At 63.3% G+C, this 18315-nt stretch carries 17 protein-coding genes; 13 read left to right on the top strand and 4 right to left on the bottom strand.

All coding sequences use genetic code 11. The features are described from left to right. Nucleotide 1 precedes the first annotated feature (1 nt). Together GBB18_RS08415 and GBB18_RS08410 are read left to right on the top strand one after the other, a co-directional pair. A complete protein-coding gene (locus GBB18_RS08415; protein WP_151641382.1) occupies nucleotides 2-625 on the top strand; it encodes an MBL fold metallo-hydrolase in 624 nt (207 codons plus the stop codon). Between the two features lie 205 nt (nucleotides 626-830). Continuing rightward, nucleotides 831-2354 carry an aldehyde dehydrogenase family protein gene (locus GBB18_RS08410; RefSeq protein WP_151549571.1) on the top strand — a complete coding sequence of 508 codons (1524 nt, stop codon included), beginning with the start codon at nucleotides 831-833 and terminating at the stop codon, nucleotides 2352-2354. A 68-nt stretch (nucleotides 2355-2422) separates the two neighbouring features. Here the strand turns inward: GBB18_RS08410 and GBB18_RS08405 are convergent, their stop codons facing one another. Both GBB18_RS08405 and GBB18_RS08400 read right to left on the bottom strand, forming a co-directional pair. Beyond that, nucleotides 2423-3667 (bottom strand): alpha/beta hydrolase, encoded by a 1245-nt coding sequence (locus GBB18_RS08405; protein ID WP_151641381.1) that lies wholly within the window; start codon nucleotides 3665-3667, stop codon nucleotides 2423-2425. Continuing rightward, the gene (locus GBB18_RS08400) at nucleotides 3664-3933 is read right to left on the bottom strand and encodes a hypothetical protein (protein ID WP_151641380.1); all 270 of its coding nucleotides are present in this window, start codon (nucleotides 3931-3933) and stop codon (nucleotides 3664-3666) included. The genes GBB18_RS08405 and GBB18_RS08400 overlap by 4 nt, the downstream gene beginning before the upstream one ends. A 91-nt stretch (nucleotides 3934-4024) precedes the next feature. On the opposite strand from GBB18_RS08400, the gene GBB18_RS08395 reads away from it, so the two are divergent. After that, the gene (locus tag GBB18_RS08395) at nucleotides 4025-4867 is read left to right on the top strand and encodes a carbon-nitrogen hydrolase family protein (protein ID WP_151641379.1); all 843 of its coding nucleotides are present in this window, start codon (nucleotides 4025-4027) and stop codon (nucleotides 4865-4867) included. Between the two features lie 24 nt (nucleotides 4868-4891). Here the strand turns inward: GBB18_RS08395 and GBB18_RS08390 are convergent, their stop codons facing one another. Next, nucleotides 4892-6142 carry an FAD-binding oxidoreductase gene (locus tag GBB18_RS08390; RefSeq protein WP_192795988.1) on the bottom strand — a complete coding sequence of 417 codons (1251 nt, stop codon included), beginning with the start codon at nucleotides 6140-6142 and terminating at the stop codon, nucleotides 4892-4894. A 238-nt stretch (nucleotides 6143-6380) separates the two neighbouring features. Here GBB18_RS08390 and clpB point away from each other — a divergent pair, with 238 nt between their 5' ends. The 9 genes from clpB to GBB18_RS10665 all read left to right on the top strand — a co-directional run bounded on the left by clpB (nucleotide 6381) and on the right by GBB18_RS10665 (nucleotide 16455). Continuing rightward, nucleotides 6381-8936: an ATP-dependent chaperone ClpB gene (gene clpB / locus GBB18_RS08385; RefSeq protein ID WP_151641377.1), complete on the top strand. Its 2556-nt coding sequence runs from the start codon at nucleotides 6381-6383 to the stop codon at nucleotides 8934-8936. Between the two features lie 93 nt (nucleotides 8937-9029). Beyond that, on the top strand, nucleotides 9030-9827 hold the full coding sequence (locus GBB18_RS08380; protein WP_151641376.1) for a hypothetical protein: 798 nt from the start codon (nucleotides 9030-9032) through the stop codon (nucleotides 9825-9827). 261 nt (nucleotides 9828-10088) lie between these two features. Continuing rightward, entirely contained in the window at nucleotides 10089-10961 is an 873-nt protein-coding gene (locus tag GBB18_RS08375) for a sulfurtransferase (protein WP_151641375.1), read from the top strand. A 38-nt stretch (nucleotides 10962-10999) separates the two neighbouring features. Further along, nucleotides 11000-12571, top strand: a complete 1572-nt coding sequence (locus GBB18_RS08370; protein ID WP_151641374.1) for a hypothetical protein — start codon at nucleotides 11000-11002, stop codon at nucleotides 12569-12571. Between the two features lie 15 nt (nucleotides 12572-12586). Further along, complete coding sequence (gene pyrE, locus GBB18_RS08365) at nucleotides 12587-13129, top strand: orotate phosphoribosyltransferase (protein ID WP_151641373.1); 543 nt, start codon at nucleotides 12587-12589, stop codon at nucleotides 13127-13129. After that, nucleotides 13122-13814: an RNA methyltransferase gene (locus GBB18_RS08360; RefSeq protein WP_151641372.1), complete on the top strand. Its 693-nt coding sequence runs from the start codon at nucleotides 13122-13124 to the stop codon at nucleotides 13812-13814. The genes pyrE and GBB18_RS08360 overlap by 8 nt, the downstream gene beginning before the upstream one ends. A 262-nt stretch (nucleotides 13815-14076) precedes the next feature. Continuing rightward, a complete protein-coding gene (locus GBB18_RS08355; protein WP_151641371.1) occupies nucleotides 14077-15285 on the top strand; it encodes a glycoside hydrolase family 76 protein in 1209 nt (402 codons plus the stop codon). Between the two features lie 401 nt (nucleotides 15286-15686). Beyond that, the gene (locus GBB18_RS08350; protein WP_151641370.1) at nucleotides 15687-16286 is read left to right on the top strand and encodes a hypothetical protein; all 600 of its coding nucleotides are present in this window, start codon (nucleotides 15687-15689) and stop codon (nucleotides 16284-16286) included. A gap of 4 nt (nucleotides 16287-16290) precedes the next feature. Next, complete coding sequence (locus tag GBB18_RS10665) at nucleotides 16291-16455, top strand: hypothetical protein (RefSeq protein WP_192795987.1); 165 nt, start codon at nucleotides 16291-16293, stop codon at nucleotides 16453-16455. 64 nt (nucleotides 16456-16519) lie between these two features. Here GBB18_RS10665 and GBB18_RS08345 read toward each other — a convergent pair whose 3' ends face one another. Next, complete coding sequence (locus GBB18_RS08345; RefSeq protein WP_151641369.1) at nucleotides 16520-17542, bottom strand: S66 peptidase family protein; 1023 nt, start codon at nucleotides 17540-17542, stop codon at nucleotides 16520-16522. 646 nt (nucleotides 17543-18188) lie between these two features. Here GBB18_RS08345 and GBB18_RS08340 point away from each other — a divergent pair. Next, nucleotides 18189-18315: class II fructose-bisphosphate aldolase (locus GBB18_RS08340; RefSeq protein ID WP_192795986.1), on the top strand; the 127-nt coding region annotated here is incomplete at its 3' end.

Below are 18315 nucleotides of genomic sequence, written 5' to 3'. Positions count from 1 at the left end.
GATGTTCCGAGTTGATCATGTAGAAACCAGTGGCACCTTTGCCCTCGATGGGGGCGAATGGGATGTGGACAACAATATCTGGATCGTCGGTGACGACTCCGAGGTCTACATCATCGATGCCGCCCACGAGGCCCAGCCGATTATCGACGCCGTTGCGAGCCGTCGCGTCCGCGGCATCCTGTGCACGCACGCCCACAATGACCACATCACCGTGGCTCCAGAGCTGTCCACCCGCCTAGATGCGCCGATCTATGTGCATCCAGGTGATGAGATGCTGTGGCAGCAGACTCACCCTGATATCGCCCACGAGGCGCTGCGCGAGGACATGCTTTTCGACGTCGGCGGCGCGGAGATGAGCGTGTTGAACACCCCCGGCCATTCGCCGGGATCGTGCTGCTTCTACGTGCCGGAGGCCGCAGAGCTCTTCAGTGGCGACACCCTCTTCCAGGGCGGGCCGGGAGCCACGGGCCGTAGCTACAGCAGCTTCGACACCATCATTCACTCGCTGCGTACCTCCGTGCTGGAGCTGCCTGCCGAGACGATTGTGCGCACCGGCCACGGTGATCACACCACCATTGGTAGCGAGGCGCCCCACTTGGAGGAGTGGATTAAGCGCGGCTACTAGGGCTGATGTGGCTGGAGACATTGCGCGAACGGTCTGAGTGAGTTACCGGCACCGTTCGCGCTGGTGTGTCGTGGGTCATGTGCGCCACATTAAGAATATGCGTAGGCTGTGTGGCACATCACTACCAACGGGTAGTGGTGGTGCAGAAAGCCCCCACCCCGCGGTGCCATGGATATGGTCCGACGAGAGATACGGAGAACACAGCATGACTGTCTACGCGCATCCCAATTCCGAGGGCTCGATTGTGTCCTTCCGCGAGCGTTATGACAACTTCATCAATGGCGAGTGGACCCCACCGGCCAGCGGCGAGTACCTAGACAACATCACGCCGGTCACCGGCGAGGTGTTCTGTCAGTTCGCTCGCGGCAAAGAGGAAGACATCAATCTGGCCCTCGACGCGGCGCACGCCGCCAAGGAGGAGTGGGGCCACACCGCCCCGGCGGAACGCGCGATGGTGCTGAACAAGATCGCCGAGCGCATCGAAGAGAATGTGGAAAAGCTCGCAGTAGCCGAGACCTGGGAGAATGGTAAGCCGGTGCGCGAGGCCCTGGCAGCCGACATCCCGCTGGCCGCCGACCATTTCCGCTACTTTGCTGGTGTCACCCGCACCTTGGAAGGTCATACCTCCCAGATCGATCGCAACACCGTGGCCTATCACTTCAAGGAGCCACTCGGCGTGGTCGGGCAGATCATTCCGTGGAACTTCCCCATCCTCATGGCTGCGTGGAAGCTCGCCCCGGCGCTGGCCGCCGGTAACTGCGTGGTGCTCAAGCCCGCAGAGCAGACCCCAGTATCGGTGCTCTATCTCATGGAGCTCATCGCCGATCTGCTGCCCAAGGGTGTGGTGAACATCGTCAATGGCCTCGGCAAAGAGGCCGGCGCGGCGCTGACCTCCTCCCGTCGTATCGCCAAGGTGGCCTTCACTGGTTCCACCGAGGTGGGCAAGATGATCAACAAGGCAGTGGCCGATCAGGTGATCCCGGTGACCTTAGAGCTGGGCGGCAAGTCGCCTTCGGTGTTCTTCAGCGACATCATGAGCAAGGACGATGAGTTCCTGGACAAGTGCGTCGAGGGCGTGGTCATGTTCGCTCTGAACTCCGGCGAGGTGTGCACCTGCCCCTCGCGCGCCCTCATCCAAGAGGACATCGCAGATGAGTTCATCGCCCGCGTGGTGGAACGCACCAAGAAGATCAAGGTGGGCAACCCCCTCGATTCCGAGGTGATGCTGGGTGCCCAGGCCTCGCAAGAGCAGCTGGACAAGATTTCCGGCTACCTTACCTCCGGCCCAGCCGAGGGTGCTGAGGTGCTCACCGGCGGCAACGTGGCCAAGCTCGAGGGCAGCCTCGACGGCGGCTTCTATGTGGAGCCCACCATCATGCGGGGCGAAAACTCGATGCAGATCTTCCGCGAGGAGGTATTCGGTCCCGTGTTGGTGGTCACCACCTTCAAGGACTTTGATGAGGCCATCGAGATCGCCAATGACACCAACTACGGCCTCGGCGCCGGTGTGTGGACCCGCGATCAAAACACCGCCTACCGCGCCTCCCGCGCCATTCACGCCGGCCGCGTGTGGGTGAACCACTATCACAGCTACCCAGCCGGTGCTGCTTTCGGTGGTTTCAAGGAGTCCGGTATTGGCCGCGAGAACCACGCCATGATGCTCGATCACTACACCGAGACCAAGTGCGTGCTCACCTCCTATGACCCCAAGCCCACTGGGCTGTTCTAAACACACTCCCGAGTGATGATTCCGGCGCCGTGGCCCCAGTACTGCTGGGAGCGCGGCGCCGGTGGCGTTTAGCGGTGGGCGAGTCTGCCCAGGCGAGCAAGGAGCTCGGGATCATCCCAGTAGCTGGTGTGCGTGTGCGTACCGCGCCACACCTCCGCGCCGAAGCTGGAGGAGCTGGGATCTGGGCCGTGCACCCCGAAGTGGGGATCGGGTGTGAGCGCGATGATGTCCGCGCTGCCGGTCAGGGCCACTACATCTGTCGCCTCGGTATCAAAGACCAGCTCCTCGCGGTGGCGTGCGCCCACCCCGGGCGAGCCGAGCAGCACCAACGCATCGGTGGCCAGCCCCTCCTCGCGGGCGGCCATGCCGGCCACGGTAGAGCCATAGGAATGGCCGAGGGTCAGCAGCCGTGGCTCTGCCACGCGCTCCTCGCTGGGGCCTTCCCCTGCGGCGATGGCGTGGCGGCGCTCGCGTAGCGATTGCTGGAAGGCGCGCAATTCCTCGCTGCCATGCAGGGCGCTGTCACGGGAGAGCGCTTGGCCGAGGTTGCTGGGGGCGCTATAACCCATCCACATCACCGCGGCGCCGCCGGTGGCGTTGGCGATCGAGCGGGTGCGCTCAAGATAGGTGCCCCAGCCGGAGATATCGGAGGAGCCCACTCCGGCGACCACGGTGGTGATCGACTCGGCCGAATCTATATCACCCACCGCCACTACGAGCCGTCCATCCGATGCCTCCAGCACGGTGACATCGGGGTTCTCCGCCAGCAGGGGCTGAATCTCCTGCGGTGCTTGGGCGCGCTGCAACACATCGATGTCGCGGGCGGGAAGCTCCGCATAATCCGCCAATCGGGAGGTCGGGGCCGGCAGTTGCGTGCCGCAGACACGGGCAATCTCGGCGCCACAGAGCGCGTCGAGCCCGCGGCCGGTGGCGAGGAGAAACATCCGCATCTGCTGGTGCAGCTGCAGAGCCGGCAGGCCGGCGGCTGCAGCTAAGGGCGCGGTGGCGCGAAGCCCCTCCCAGAGGGTTTCGAGGTGCCGCTGGAAAGGGAGCGCGGCCTCCAGCACTGAAGCGAGCTGCTGCATCTGCGAAGCCGAGCGCGCCGCGGGGACCTGCACCTGCTCCTCATGCTGGGCGGCAGCATCGAACGCTGCACCGCGTACTCCTTCGCTCACAGCCTGTTGCCAGCGGTGAATATTACTGTCGATCTGTCGGGACACCTCCACCGCGAGGGCCACATAGCGTTCAGCGATCTCGGCCATCTCCCCGGAATCAAGGGGAAGTTGTCGGCCGCGAGTGACCAGATGCGTCATCGCAGCGCCCCTCCGATCCGCTGGGTGAGGTTCTCTGCGAGATGCTCATTGCAGGTGAAACAGCGGTGGACGAACTCCTCGACGCTGCGGGTGTGCTGGGTGAGCGCGGCGTCGACAAGCGACAGCCTGCGGGTGAGGTGGCCATTGGCGGCGCGGAGGGCGAGGCTGGTGAAGGCCGGCATGGCTGGCTCAGGTGGGCGCACGCTCACCGTGGCGGCGCGAAAGAGCGGGGAGACACTGTGTGGGCTAAAGCTGAGTTCATTCATGGCGCTCACTATGCGCCAGCCGCAGTACCCAGACGAGAGCGCGCCGTCGCGTTGTGTGGATAACCCAGAGTTATGCACATACGCTGGTGTTATGAAAGCAGCACTAGTGCAAATTCTGAGTAGCGATGATAAAGAAGCCAACCGTGAGCAGGTATTCGAGAAGGCCCGGGAGGCGGCCGCTCAGGGCGCGGAGCTGATCGTGTTCCCAGAGGCCACCTCGCAGGCCTTTGGCACAGGTCGGCTGGATCAGAAGGCGGAGCCGCTCGATGGCCCCTTCGCCACTGCAGTCGCCGAGTTAGCCACCGACCTCGACGTGGTGATCGTGGTGGGCATGTTCTGCACTGCCGACACCATTGAGCGCGACGGGAAAGAGGTCAATCGCGTAGATAATGTGGCGCTGGTGACAGGGCGCGGGCTGCATGCCGGCTATACAAAAATCCATTGCTATGACGCCTTCGGATTCCGCGAATCAGACACCGTCCGCGCCGGCCATGAGCTGCTGGTGGTGGATGTGCCGAGTAGTAGCGGCGAGTCGTGGACGCTGGGCTGTGCCATCTGCTTCGATGTGCGTTTCCCCGAGCAGTTTAAAGATCTCGCGCGGGACAAAGGAGCCGAGGTGATCGTGGTGCCCACCTCCTGGCAGGACGGTGAGGGCAAGCGGGAACAGTGGCGCGCACTCACCACTGCCCGCGCCTTGGATTCCACCTGCTACATTCTGGCTGCGGCCCAAGCGCGCCCTGGCGGAGCAGCGAAAGCTGGGGAGGATGACGGCCCCACCGGCATCGGGCATTCCCGCGTGGTGGGGCCGGCGGGGCAGGTGCTCGCCGAGGCCGGCTATGAGCCGGAGATCCTGTACGTGGAGCTCGACCGCGAGCAGCTGAATGCGGCGCGACGCTCTATTCCCGTGCTGCTCAACGAGGCGGAATACAGCTAGCACCGCCTAAGTCCGCTCTCCGTGCTACCCGAGCGGGATGGTGTGAATCCGCGCGGGATCGATTCCGGTGTCGAGCAGCCGCCTGCGTGCGGGGAGGATGAAGTTGCCGCCACCGTGGATGAATATGTCGTGGTTGCGCCACGCGCTCAGCGCAGAGTGCGACCCAGCGTGCACGGGAGGAGTGGTGCGCATGGCCACCTCGGTGGGGGAGCCGATATTGAGATTCAGGCCCGTTGGTAGCTGGGAGTGGGTGGTGTCGTGGGCCCAATAGGGGTTGTCGGGGGAGTCCACGCAGGGATAGACCCGCAGCCATGGCTGGGTGGCGGACAGCTGCATGAGTGTGGAGAGATCGTAGAGCTCGGCGGGGAACTCGGCGCCATAGAACAGCGTCACATTAGGTGCGGTGTGCACGGTGGTGGCGGCGGTGCTCTCGCCTGCTCTGAGTACAGAGTTGGCGTGGACGCGCATCTGCTGCTCAGCGAGATCGAAGATCATCGAGCGCAGCAATGCGAGGCCATGAGTGTGGGCGAGCATGAGCACGTCACGGTCACCGGGGATGGCGAGAGTGCCGAGGGGGTTGCCGATCCACCACACATCGCCGGGCCGGGCGAGGCCGAACATGGGCGAGCATCGTCCTCGCTGGTTGATGCGCACGTGGAACTCGATGAAGCCTTGGGCGTTGCTGGGGTTGGCGGGGGAGAGGAAGCGCCATTCGCCAGGGATGAGGTTGGCATTGCAGGGCACAAACTGTCCCGCGCGGTAGGGGATGGGCCGGTCGGTGACCACGCGCACCACGCTGACGCGCTTGGTGCGGCGCTCCACCTCGACTACCTCCGCCCGATACAGTGCAGGGATGCCACGGTGTTCCTCTGCGATCATTGCCGAGGCCATGATGTCGCAGGCTCTGCTGACAGCTTCTTGGGCGCCGAGCACATGGCCGACGGACATATCGGCGCAGTTTTCGAGGATGCCGCGGTTGATGATGCGGCCGAACTCGGGAAGGCGGTGCACCGGCACCCGAAATTTGCGGTGATCGCGCCCGAGCTGGGCGATGATGCGTTGCATGCGCGGGCTGAGCTCGCCGCTGGCGGGGGTGTTGCGCAGCAGCTGCTCGAGCACAGGCACGAGAAAGTAGTGGCGTTGCTGCGGTGTAGCGGAGAAGAGGATGGCGACATCGGGGAGCGTGGTTATGAGTCGTTCATAGGTGGTGGTTCGAAACGCCTCTGCACGGGAGACAAGGCGCTCTGCGATATCACTCAGATCCTCTGTGGCCATGGCCCTATTCTGCACCATTTCGCAGTGAGCTGGGAACTGGAGCCAGAGTTGAGGCTGGGGTGCTCAACTTTTTCTGAAAATATTTCTGCTTGAGTGGAACAGACTCAAGTTTTGGTGCGTTATAGAGAGTGAATCCCCCACGAGGCGATCGAGCATGGTGCTTATCTACTCCACCTACTCTGCTCCCGCCGCGTGGGAGAGATATAACGACATTGATAAATGAGAGGAAAGAACGAACATGGCAGGGTTTAACCCCACAACAAAGACCTCTGAGGCGCTACAAGAAGCCCTGAAGCTCGCCAGCGCCGAGGGGAATCCCGATATCCGCCCCGCCCACATCTTGGTGGCCATCTTGGAACAGGAGGAGGGCATTGCCTCCCCAGTGCTGAAGGCATCGGGCGCCGATCCGAAGGCTATTACTGCCAAGGCGCGGGATCTGGTGACGTCCTATCCCAGCGCCGAGGGGCAGGGGATGGCGAATCCGCAATTTAACCGCGATGGGCTCAACGCCCTCACCGCCGCCCAAGAACTGGCCGGCGAGTTGGGCGATGAGTTTGTCTCCACCGAGGTGCTGCTGGCTGCGATTGCTCGCGGCAAGGATGATGCCGCGCAGCTCTTGCAGGGCGCCGGCGCCACCTATGACGTGATTAAAAACGCCTTTCCTTCGGTGCGTGGTGGGCATAAGGTGACCACCGAGGATCCCGAGGGCCAGTTCCAAGCGCTAGAAAAATACTCCACGGACCTAACGGCCCGTGCGCGCGAGGGCAAGATTGATCCCGTAATCGGCCGTGACGCCGAGATTCGCCGTGTGGTGCAGGTGCTTTCGCGGCGCACGAAGAATAACCCCGTGCTCATCGGTGAACCCGGCGTGGGTAAAACCGCCATTGTGGAGGGGCTTGCTCGACGCATCGTGGCCGGCGATGTGCCGGAGTCGCTGCGCGGCAAGACCCTCATCAGCCTCGATCTGGGCTCGATGGTGGCCGGCGCGAAGTATCGCGGCGAGTTCGAGGAGCGGCTCAAGGCTGTGCTTGATGAGATCAAGGGCGCCGAGGGCGAGATTGTCACCTTTATTGATGAGCTCCACACCATTGTCGGCGCTGGCGCTACGGGCGATTCCGCCATGGATGCCGGCAACATGATTAAGCCCATGCTGGCGCGTGGCGAGCTGCGTCTCGTTGGTGCCACCACCTTGGAGGAGTACCGCAAGTACATCGAAAAGGATGCCGCGCTCGAGCGCCGCTTCCAGCAGGTGTATGTGGGTGAGCCGTCGGTGGATGATGCCGTCGGTATTCTGCGCGGGCTGAAGGAGCGCTATGAGGTGCACCATGGTGTGCGCATCCAGGACTCCGCCTTGGTGGCCGCCGCCGAGTTGTCCAACCGCTACATCACCAACCGCTTCCTACCCGATAAGGCGATCGACTTGGTAGATGAGGCGGCCTCGCGGCTGCGCATGGAGATCGACTCCTCCCCGCAGGAGATTGATGAGCTCGAGCGCATCGTCCGGCGCCTAGAAATCGAAGAGATGGCACTGGCGAAGGAAAGCGATGCGGCCTCGCAGCAGCGCCTCGCGAAGCTGCGCGAGGAGCTGGCCGATGAGCGAGAGAAGCTCGGCGAGTTGAAGGCGCGGTGGTCCAATGAGAAGAGCGCGATCGATGAGATGCGCGACGCCAAGGAAGAGCTCGAGCGGCTGCGCTCCGAGTCCGAGATTGCGGAGCGAGACGGCGACTATGGCAAGGTGGCCGAGCTGCGCTACGGCAAGATCCCGGAGGTGGAGAAGAAGGTCGCCGCCGCCGAGTCGCAGGTGAAGGATGGCCAGACCAACGCCATGGTGGCCGAGGAAGTCACTCCCGATGTAATCGCCGAGGTGGTCAGCTCGTGGACGGGTATTCCCGCCGGCAAGATGATGCAGGGCGAAACCGAGAAGCTCCTGCACATGGAAGATGTGCTGGGCAAGCGAGTGGTCGGCCAGCTGGACGCGGTGCGGGCAGTCTCCGACGCCACGCGCCGGGCCCGCGCCGGGGTGGCCGATCCGAACCGGCCCACGGGTAGCTTCCTCTTTCTCGGGCCCACCGGTGTGGGTAAGACCGAGCTGGCGAAGGCCTTGGCCGAGTTCCTCTTCGACGATGAGCGCGCCATGGTGCGCATCGATATGTCCGAGTATGGGGAGAAGCACTCCGTGGCTCGCCTGGTGGGTGCCCCTCCCGGATACGTCGGCTACGATGCCGGCGGCCAGCTCACCGAGGCTGTGCGCCGCCGCCCCTACACCGTCGTTCTCTTCGACGAGGTAGAAAAGGCGCACCCGGATGTGTTCGACATTCTGCTCCAGGTGCTTGACGACGGTCGCCTCACCGATGGTCAGGGCCGCACGGTGGACTTCCGTAACACTCTGCTGATTCTGACCTCGAACTTGGGCGCTGGTGGCAGCCATGAGCAAATGATGGACGCCGTCAAGCGCACCTTCAAACCGGAATTCGTCAACCGCCTCGACGATGTGGTGATCTTCGATAGTCTCACCCAGGAGCAGCTGACCCACATCGTGGAGATCCAGGTGAACCAGCTGGCTGAGCGGCTCGCCGCCCGACAGCTCACCCTGCAGGTCTCCGATGCTGCCAAGCACTGGTTGGCCGATCGTGGCTACGACCCTGCCTATGGTGCCCGGCCGCTGCGCAGGCTCATCCAGAAATCCATCGGCGACCAGCTCGCCCGCAAGCTGTTGGCGGGGGAGATCCACGATGGCAACACCGTGCACGTGGATGTCGCTGAGGGCGGCGAGAACCTCGAGTTGAGCTCCTAAGGGCTGTGGCTGAGGCAGCTGCCCCCGCGCCGGCTGGTGGCTGGGTGTGCGCTGGCGCGCACCCGCGGCCGCCGGTGGCATAGAATGGCGCGCATGCACCGAATCTTCTCTGGCCCTGTCCACCACCTGTGCGCAGGCATTGCCCTAGTGCCTCTGCTGCTGAGCGTGGCAGCGTGCTCGACGGATGAGCAGGAAGTACAGAAGCCAGCGGAGGCGGCGTCGACAAGCGCAGTGCAGCAGGCGGAACCCGTGGATATCGCTGCCGCCACCCTGCAGGAAGGGGAGATGCTGCCGCATCTGCGCTACACCAACTATGGGCAAGACTACGCCGCGCTCAGCGATGAGGAGCGCACGGAGCTGGCGCGCAGCCAAAAGTACCAAGAAGAACAACTACGCACAGAGCCGGTAGAATGCGTCGAGGTGGCGTTAGGCGAGAGCTTCATTACCGCGCTCGTGGCCGATAAGCCCGACGCCGCGAATGTGGTGATGTGGCAGCCCAAGCCCGAGGACTATACGGACAACGCTGATATAGAGGCATATTCGGTGCTGATCGCGGACGCTGAGGTTCTGGGCAAACACGGTGCACTCGAGGAGAGCTGCCTCGACTACAGCGCCACACTTCCCGTGGGTGAGGTAGATGTCGGCTATACCGTGACGCAGCACTTTGAGAACGCCGCCATCGATGATGTGACGTTGAGCGGGGCCGAGGATGTGCAGGCCTACTCCACGGTGACGTGGGTTGATGGTGCCACGGCCGAAGAGGGACACCGCACCTATGTTGTGCGGGGGCGCACTGGGAATGTGGTTGTGGTGGCCCGCGGTATCGAGCTCAACAGCGTCAAAACTCTGGCGCAGGCACAGCTGGATCGCATCGCCGTGACACGTGGCTAGCGCGGGAACCTGCGGGCGCGCTCAAGGGAATGTGATCTTGAATCCCAGAACAAATCACATTCACACTTTTTAGACGTGGAATGTACCCCATAGCGCGCTAATTTCCCCTCCTGATAGGGGGAAGGTCTGATGATTAGCGCCTGTTGGGGGATATGAGGGGACATCTTTAACAGCCGCAAAAGTACAGAACTTAAGCCCGTTGATCTTTATGAAAACCGCCTCAACCTGCATAAAGGCGTGGTGTGGCTTAGGCTGGCAGCTATGAATCTCACCATCACCCCTGATGAGTTGGCAGACCGCATCCGCTTTGGCCGCAAGACCACCCTCCTTGCGTCTTTCTGGCGAGCAGGCGAAAACGAAGGCCTGTACAAATTCAATTCCGAGCACATCCCCACCTCCCTCTATTGCGATACCGCGCACGCGCTGGCCGGTGTTCCCTCCCGTACCGAGGGGCGCAACCCGCTTCCTGACGCCGCCCAGCTGGCTCGGTGGTTCGTGCGGTGGGGCATTAATACTGACCAAAAAGTCGTGGTCTACGACGAAGGCAATGGGCTCTTCGCGGCCCGTGCTTGGTGGGTGCTGACCTGGGCGGGCGTGCAGGATGTGCGAGTGCTCGACGGCGGCATGGCCGCATGGGAAGCAGACGGGCACGAGATCATCGGCGGCCCGGGTAACCTGCCCATGTTTTCCAATATTCGTCCGCACCTCGGCAATCTGGCCGTCGCCGACTATGAGGACGTGCAGCGCGCCGCCGCGACCGGTGACGCTGTGCTCATTGACTGCCGCTCCCGCAACCGCTTCGCGGGCCGCAAGGAATTCCTCGATCTCAAGGCCGGCCACATCCCTGGCTCGGTGAACATTCCCGTCACCGACTTCCTCACCGAGGGCAATCGTTATCGCAGCCCCGAGGAGATTCGCGAGATCTTTGACAAGGCGGGAATCACGCCGGGTATGAAGACCATCATGATCTCCGGTTCGGGTGTACACAGCTCCCAAGCGATCTTTGCTATGCATCTCGCCGGGCTCGATGGCGCGGCGCTCTACCCCGGTGGCTGGTCCCAGTGGTGTGCCGATGCCAGCAATCCTGTGGAGCGTGGCGATGTCACCAGTGTGGCGGAGTGTGTGCGACATTAGTTTCACCGCCGCTCAGCACAGATTAAGCTAGGTGAGCGATGAACGTAGTTATCTTTATCGTTGCGGCGCTCCTCTTCCTTGTCGGCCTCTGGCTGCTCGTTGTAGATCGCAAACGCCGCACCCGCACCGCCCCGCGCGAGGTGTCCCACACCAGCGACACCGACCGTCCCGTCGAGGACGAGCATGCGCATGAGCGTCCCGTGGCGGACGACGCTGGCGCCGCGCCGCTGCCGGCCGATGACTCCACGCCGCCTGCGCCGGCCGAGCACGCAGAGCCACAGGTGCCGGCGGAGGAAGGCCCAATCGAGCCGACCGGGCCCGCCGAGACTGCTGCTCCCGCCCCCGACGGCACCACGGCCATCTACGCCGAGGAAGAAACCGAGGTGGATGTGGATGCCGAGGACGCTCTATGCGATCTTCCGGCTCCGCAGCCAGACTCGGAAGCAGAGCCAGGGCCGGGGGTACCCACTGCCGAGCCCGCGGAGTCTGAGGACGTCGAGGAGCGCGAGGCCACCAACGCTCCCGAGGGGCGCGATGAGCATGAGAAGCGCGATGGCGCCGATATAGCACCGGCCGCCGCAGCATCGAAGCGACGTTTCTCCCTGCCAGGGTTTATGAATTCCGCACGCCGTGAGCGGCGCGACTGGGCCAAGGAGCATGACTACGTATTCGCTAAAAGCGATGAGTTCCTCAGCGATGAATGGTCGCGTGGCGCGGCCGCCACGGGCGCGGTGGCGCGCAACGTGGTCAGCGGTACCGCCTGCGGTCACGAGATGCACCTGGTGGATCTCGGTGGAGTGTGCGTCATGGCGATGCGCCGCGGCTCGGCCTCTGATGTTGTGATCGATGCCCGCCGCGCCAAGGTGGATGATGCGCCCGGCGCCGGTGAGGACTTGCTGCCTGTCGGCGAGCTGCACAAGCTTTGCGTGGTGGCCAGTGAAGTCGATGTGGCCGAGCGCTTCCTCGATGAGCGCGTGCACGCCGCCCTCGAAGCTCTGCCGCCGGCCGTTGATGCCGTGTGGTGCGAGGGCAACTGGGTGCTCGCCCAATTCCAGCCCCACTCGCAGTCGCCGGATTGGGATGCGGTGTGCCAGCCGCTTTCTATGCTTGCCGACGCCGCCCGCGCCCTGCCGCCCCGTCGCGGCGCGCTGCTGGATCTGAAACTGGAGGATCGCGACCCCTCTCGGCCGATGGTGGAGCCCATCGAGCTGGATGAAGTGAGCGTGCCGGAGGAATTCTCCGACCCGCGCCCCGCCGTGGTCACCCGCCCCGATGAGCCGGTGGAGCTGCCGAGCCGCGCCCAGCAGGTATCGCGCGGGGTCGTCACCTCCCGCGGTGTGGGCACCGATGACATCGCCCCCATCGCGTCCGGCGATAGCCGCGAGCAGGCGGGCTTCGACGGCACCAAGGTGCTGCGCGATACGGGAATGTCCTCGTCTATCTTTAATGACATCTCCGCAGAGCTGGGCACCAGCTTCACTCCCGAATTCGCCGCGCGTCTCAATGACTCGGCGGCGCAGGACGAGGCTGAGAAGCCCATGCAGGCAGATAGTGCCGCGGCCGAGGATGAGGGCGGCGACACGGATAAGAACACCACCAACAACAACTAGGAAAAGAGCGCGAGAATGAACGTTGCGGCTGCAAAGGCAGAACTGGCAGAGCTAGTGAAAGAACTGGCTGTGGTGCACGGGGAGGTCACGCTCTCCTCCGGGAAGAAAGCCAACTATTACGTGGACCTGCGCCGCGCCACGCTGCACCACCGGGCCTCCCGACTGATTGGGGCCTTGCTGCGGGAAGAAACCAAGGACTTAGATTATGTCAGCGTCGGCGGGCTCACCCTAGGCGCTGATCCGGTGGCGACCGCCGTGATGCACGCCGAAGGCCGTGAGATCAACTCCTTCGTGGTGCGTAAGGAAGCAAAGAAGCACGGTATGCAGCGCCGTATCGAGGGCCCTGATGTGGTGGGCAAGAAGGTGCTGGTAGTGGAAGATACCACCACCACCGGCAATTCCCCGCTCACCGCCGTGCAGGCGCTGCGTGAGGCCGGCGCAGAGGTCGTGGCAGTGGCGACGGTGGTTGATCGCGCGACCGGTGCCGCCGATGTGATCGCCGCAGAAGGCCTCGACTACCGCTACCTGCTGGGTTTGGAGGATCTTGGTCTTGCCTAAGCAGCAGAGACCGGAGCCGGAGAGCTCCTCAGGGCGCGGGCCCACCGAGTGGTTCGAGGCTCCCCGCGGGGTTGGCCCGTGGGAGGAGGAGTATCCCGATACACCGCTGCCCACGGACTCCCGCTACGATCCGCGGCTGCTGGTGGAGGGGGATCGCCGCAATGTGGTGGACGCCTATCGTTATTGGACAATGGAGGCCATCGTCGCCGATATCGATTCCCGGCGGCACCAGCTTCATATCGCAATCGAGAACTTCGAGAATGATTCGAATATCGGCACCGTAGTGCGCACCGCCAATGCTTTCGCCGTGGACACGGTGCACATCGTGGGTCGGCGGCGGTGGAATCGCCGCGGTGCCATGGTGACCGACCGCTACCAGCACCTGCGCCATCACTCCAGCGTGGCTGAGGTCTTAGCCTATGCCCACGAGCAGGATCTCAGCGTGGTGGCCATCGATAATGTGCCCGGCTCCGTGCCGCTGGAAACCGCCGAGCTGCCCGAGCGGTGCTTATTGCTCTTCGGGCAGGAAGGCCCCGGGGTCAGCCCCCAAGCTCAAGAGGGGGCGATCATGACCTGCTCGATCGCCCAATTTGGGTCGACGCGCTCGATCAACGCCGGAGTAGCCGCCGGCATCGCCATGCATACCTGGATTCGCCAACACGCCGATCTGCGCCTTTCCTGGTAGCCGCGCTGCGCACAGCGGCTCATACTCATCCGTAGCTTTTGGCCCCGAACGATAGCGTTAGCGCAGGCCACGGCGGGTATGTGTCGTTTCTGTTACCGTTTCAACTAGAGAAAGTGTAGAACGTGAGTTGAGGCCACCGCGCCATGGCAGTGGCTTGCACACGCTGCGCCGTGGCCCCTGCACGGGGCGGGGGCGTATCCACCAGTTTCCGCCCCCGTGGGCGGGCGCTGCTCGTGACCTTGATGGAATGAGGACAACTACCGTGCCCGAGAAGTGGATTCACCGCGCTGACCTAGCCGAGGCAGCGATTGAGGATCGTCACGCCACTGGGCTGTGGGCGTTGCCGCGCACCAACCTGGCCGAAGTGGCCTGGCCTGGGGGCGTGAAGGAAAAGCTCATGCTGCATTGGCACTACTGGTGGCAGGCGCACTATCTGGACTGCCAGATTGATGCGGCGCTGCGTACCTCCACTCGGCCCCGCCGGAAACGCATCATGCACACGGTGCGCGGCATCAGGGTGCGCAATATCTACAAGCTGAGCAGCAATAAGTACTACGACGATAAAGCGTGGCTGGCCCTTGCCTTGCGCCGCATGGATACAGTGCATTCCCTCTCCGCGCCCGCCTACGCGGCGGAGCTGGAAGAGAATCTGCGCGCCAATGTGGACCCTAGTCTCGGCGTGCTGCCCTGGCGGGAGGGGGAGAACTTCTTCAACGTGCCCACCAACGGCCCCGCCGCGATCATGCTAGCCCGCACCGGCTACGTGGACGAAGCCCGCACCATGACGGATTGGGTATTCGACAACCTGCTCAATGAAAAGGGTTTGATCATGGATGGGGTGCGTATGCGCATGCACGGCCCCGAGATCGTCAAACCCATTCACCCTTACTGCCAGGGCGTGGTCATGGGCGCCTGCATGGCCATTATCGAACAATTGCGCAACCAGGCGGGACTGGAGCCGCATGCGCGTATCGAAACTCTCGAGGACGCCGATCGCGCCGAGGACATCATGGATTATGTGGCCCGCGTGCGGCAGCTCGTGCACGCCGTGGCCAAAGAACTGGCCAATGATCGCGGCGCGATCACCACGGTGAACCGCGGTGGAGATGGCGGCCTCTTCAAAGGCATTCTTGCCCGCTACCTCGCCGAGGTGGCCGTGAATCTACCGAATGATGGCGGGCGCAATACCTCCACCAAGAAGATCGCTGCGCGGCTCGTCTTGGCATCCGCCGAGGCCGCCTGGGGTTATCGCCTCGAAATCGATGGCTTGCCGGTGTTCCCGGCGGAGTGGACCGAGGACGCCCAGCTACCACGCAATGCCGGTGTGGTCTCTGCCAAGGTGGGCGGGGCGCTCACCAGTTCCGGCATCCCGGAGCGGGATCTCTCGGTTCAGCTCAGCGGCTGGATGCTCATGGAAGCCGCCGCGCGCGTGAGCACCCAGGTGGGCGAGGAGCTCGACCTCAACGGTTAAAGCCGCGGTACCGAGCGCACACGCAGTATCCTCGCAGCTCGAGGTCTCCCCAAGCCCTACGCGCGAGCATCGCAGCGCGGCAGCCTCACCCTCACCCCTTATATGTTGAGACGCGTTGAGTGGGTGGGGCGCCACTGGCAAAAAGCCTCTATCTGGAGGTCGTAGTGAAGCAGCTGGAGCTGGTGGCCAGCAAGAAATCCCATCGGCATGGTGGTGGAACCGGTGGCTGCCTCCACGAAGGAGCGCTACACCAAGCACTATGAGCAGCCGCTCTACGTGGAGATGAAGCAGATGGCGCCCACCCCCCCACCAGCACCCAGGAGGACGCCTATCAGCGGGATCCTGTCATTTTCTCTCTCGGCACGTGGCTCGATAGGGACGGCGTTGAGCGTCCCAATTATGTGGTGCTTTGCGACGTCGCCGGCGCGGATGTGGAAAACCCTAGCGTGGATCGGGACGCGCTGAGCTTCTTCCGCTACGCCGACTTGGTGATCATGCTCTTTGACCCGCTGCTGGTGATCCCAGTTCAGGGCTCTGTTCAGGGCCCTGTGCCGCGCCAAGACGAGCTGGGAGGCAACCCCGAGGATGTGTTCACCAATCTCATGCGCATCTTGGGCGACGCTCGGCCAACGCTGGCGCCCGCGATGTCTAAGTTCGACTCGCTGCAGATTCTGGAGCGCATGCCCGAAGGGGAATGGACGGCCATCATGGGCAACCGTGGCGCGGCCTTCCGCCGCGACAATGGTGGGGACGACAACCCAGAAACCCAGCGGGTACTGAACCTCGAAGTGAAGTCGCTGCTGAGCTACATAAACGCTGGGGTATTGCTGAGCAAGGTGGAAGCAGCCTATGCGGACAGCCTGCACTTCTATTGTGCCGTGTACTCGCTCGGCGATTCCCCGATGGGTGAGCGCCTCAGCCGCAAAGGCATCGCCCCCTACCGCTGTGTAGATCCGCTGCTGTGGATCCTCACCCAACGCAACGTGATGGAAGAAGGCTGAGCAGATGAGCTCCACTGAACTCCAGTGGGAGTATTCCTCCGAACAGAAGCGCCCCACTACTCCCCGCTCCGCGCATTCCTCTACCGCGGGCGTGGTGCACGATACAACGGCGAAGGATTCCCCGAGCTTCACCGCCACCTCAATGCGCACCGCGCCACTGCCCCTGTGAGGTGCCGCGGCGCTGTATGTGGGGTTGTTGGTGGGCTGGCTGCCCTTAATAGCGCCTAGTGTGGCTATCGCCGCCGCGGATAGTTCACCTGGTAGTCGGCGAAGACTCGACGTTGTACGGCGTCGAGGGTGAGCTGCCCGCCATAGGGGAGGATCCATTGCGGCCGCGTATGCCCAAAAGGCACCCCGAACACGGCAGGCAGCTCGGGGTTATAGTGCGCAAGCTGCTCGAAGATCACATCGCACTGGGCCTGCCAGGCAGCATCCTGCTGCATCTTTGAGGGAATAACCTCCTGCGAGCTCACCGGCGGGGAGGCGACCATGAGCCCCGAGGCGACGTCGAAAAGCCCCCACTCGCCGAGCGCGCGCACCCACCGCATGATCTGATCCGGTGGGGTGAGGTGCTCGCAGGCTTCGAGCAGAATGATGTGACCCCGCAGCTTGTCCAGCGTCGGCATACGCCCCGCCATGGCTAGCTGATCAATCACCTCAATGCAGCCGCCCCAAGTGGCACCGCTGACGCGATCGCGCGCCCCGCGCCACTGCCACGGGCGCGCCAGGCGGCGCTCACCGAAGCTGCGCAAGGCCGCAGGCTGGGTCCAGTCCACCCCAACATCTTCCGAGGCGTCCACTGGGGTGATCTCGAGGTGGCCGCCATCGCGCAGAGCGGCGAGGAAGGAGACGCGGTGCTCGGGATCGATATACGGCCCGGACCCGAGGTGCACATGGGTGGAACCGCCATAGAAGCTCTGAATCCCCAGTTGCCAGAGATGGTTGTGCAGGTTGGTGTTATCGGAGTAGCCGAGGAAGGGCTTGGGGTTGTGCCGAATCACCTCATCATCCAGATGCGGGATCACCTGGAGCTGATCGTCGCCGCCAATGACGGCGAGTATCCCAGCGACCGTGGGGTCGGCGAAGGCCGCGGTGATATCGCGGGCACGATCCTCGGCGGGGGCACCGACGGTGCGGGTGCTGGGAAACTCCACTGGCTCGAATCCGAGCTCCCGCAGGCGTGTAAGCGCTTGAGCATAGACCTCAGGGAAAGCGCCGGCGGCAGCGAAAGAGGGCGAGATAACAGCGAGTTTCATAGCCTCTTACTCTAGCGGCGGCAGCGGCGGCAGACACGGGGACGTCTTAGCGGCCCGTGGTGAAACGTGTTTTCATGTGGTGGGCGTCCTCATCCATTCCCAGCGTGAGGCAAGGAGTGCAGCGTCTTCTTCAACAGCGGCGCTGGGGCTTGTGGCCCGCGCAGCTGATGCAGCAGTGCGGCGTGCAGCTCATAGAGATAAGCGAGCTGCGCGGCCGCTGAAGCCGAAAGCTGGTCGATATCGAAGATCCCGCCTGCTCCTCCGCGTCCTGTGTTACCGTGCGCTCGAGCTCGGTGAGCAGCTGATCCAAGGTGAGGTCCGTGGTAGTGATGATTGAGGAAACAGCTGCGACATTGTCTGCCAAACACACGGTCATACATTCGGAAGGAGCCACACGATGGCATCCGGATTTTTGTTTAGACACATTCTTTGCCCAGAAAGACTCCCGCTCATGCCCGAATGTGTGGTTTTTCACGTGGTGTTGGGCGGGTTAGGTACTGCGATAGTGCGCTAAAGCTGGCATAATAAGAGTCAAAGCGCACATGTCGGGTCGGCCATCCGCAGCCTCGCTGCCTCCGAGGTTGGGCTGCGGCGGTCGTCTTGAGAAGATGCGCCGCCAACCACACTCTATGGAGGGATTTTCTTCATGCCAATTGCAACCCCCGAGGTCTATAACGAGATGCTGACTAAGGCTAAGGAGGGCGGTTTCGCCTATCCGGCCATCAACTGCACCTCTTCCGAGACCATCAACGCCGCGCTCAAGGGCTTCGCTG

The sequence above is a fragment of the Corynebacterium sp. 11A genome, assembly GCF_008930935.1.
GTDB classification, from domain to species: domain Bacteria; phylum Actinomycetota; class Actinomycetes; order Mycobacteriales; family Mycobacteriaceae; genus Corynebacterium; species Corynebacterium megadyptis.
This window is presented reverse-complemented; position numbering and strand designations above follow the sequence as displayed.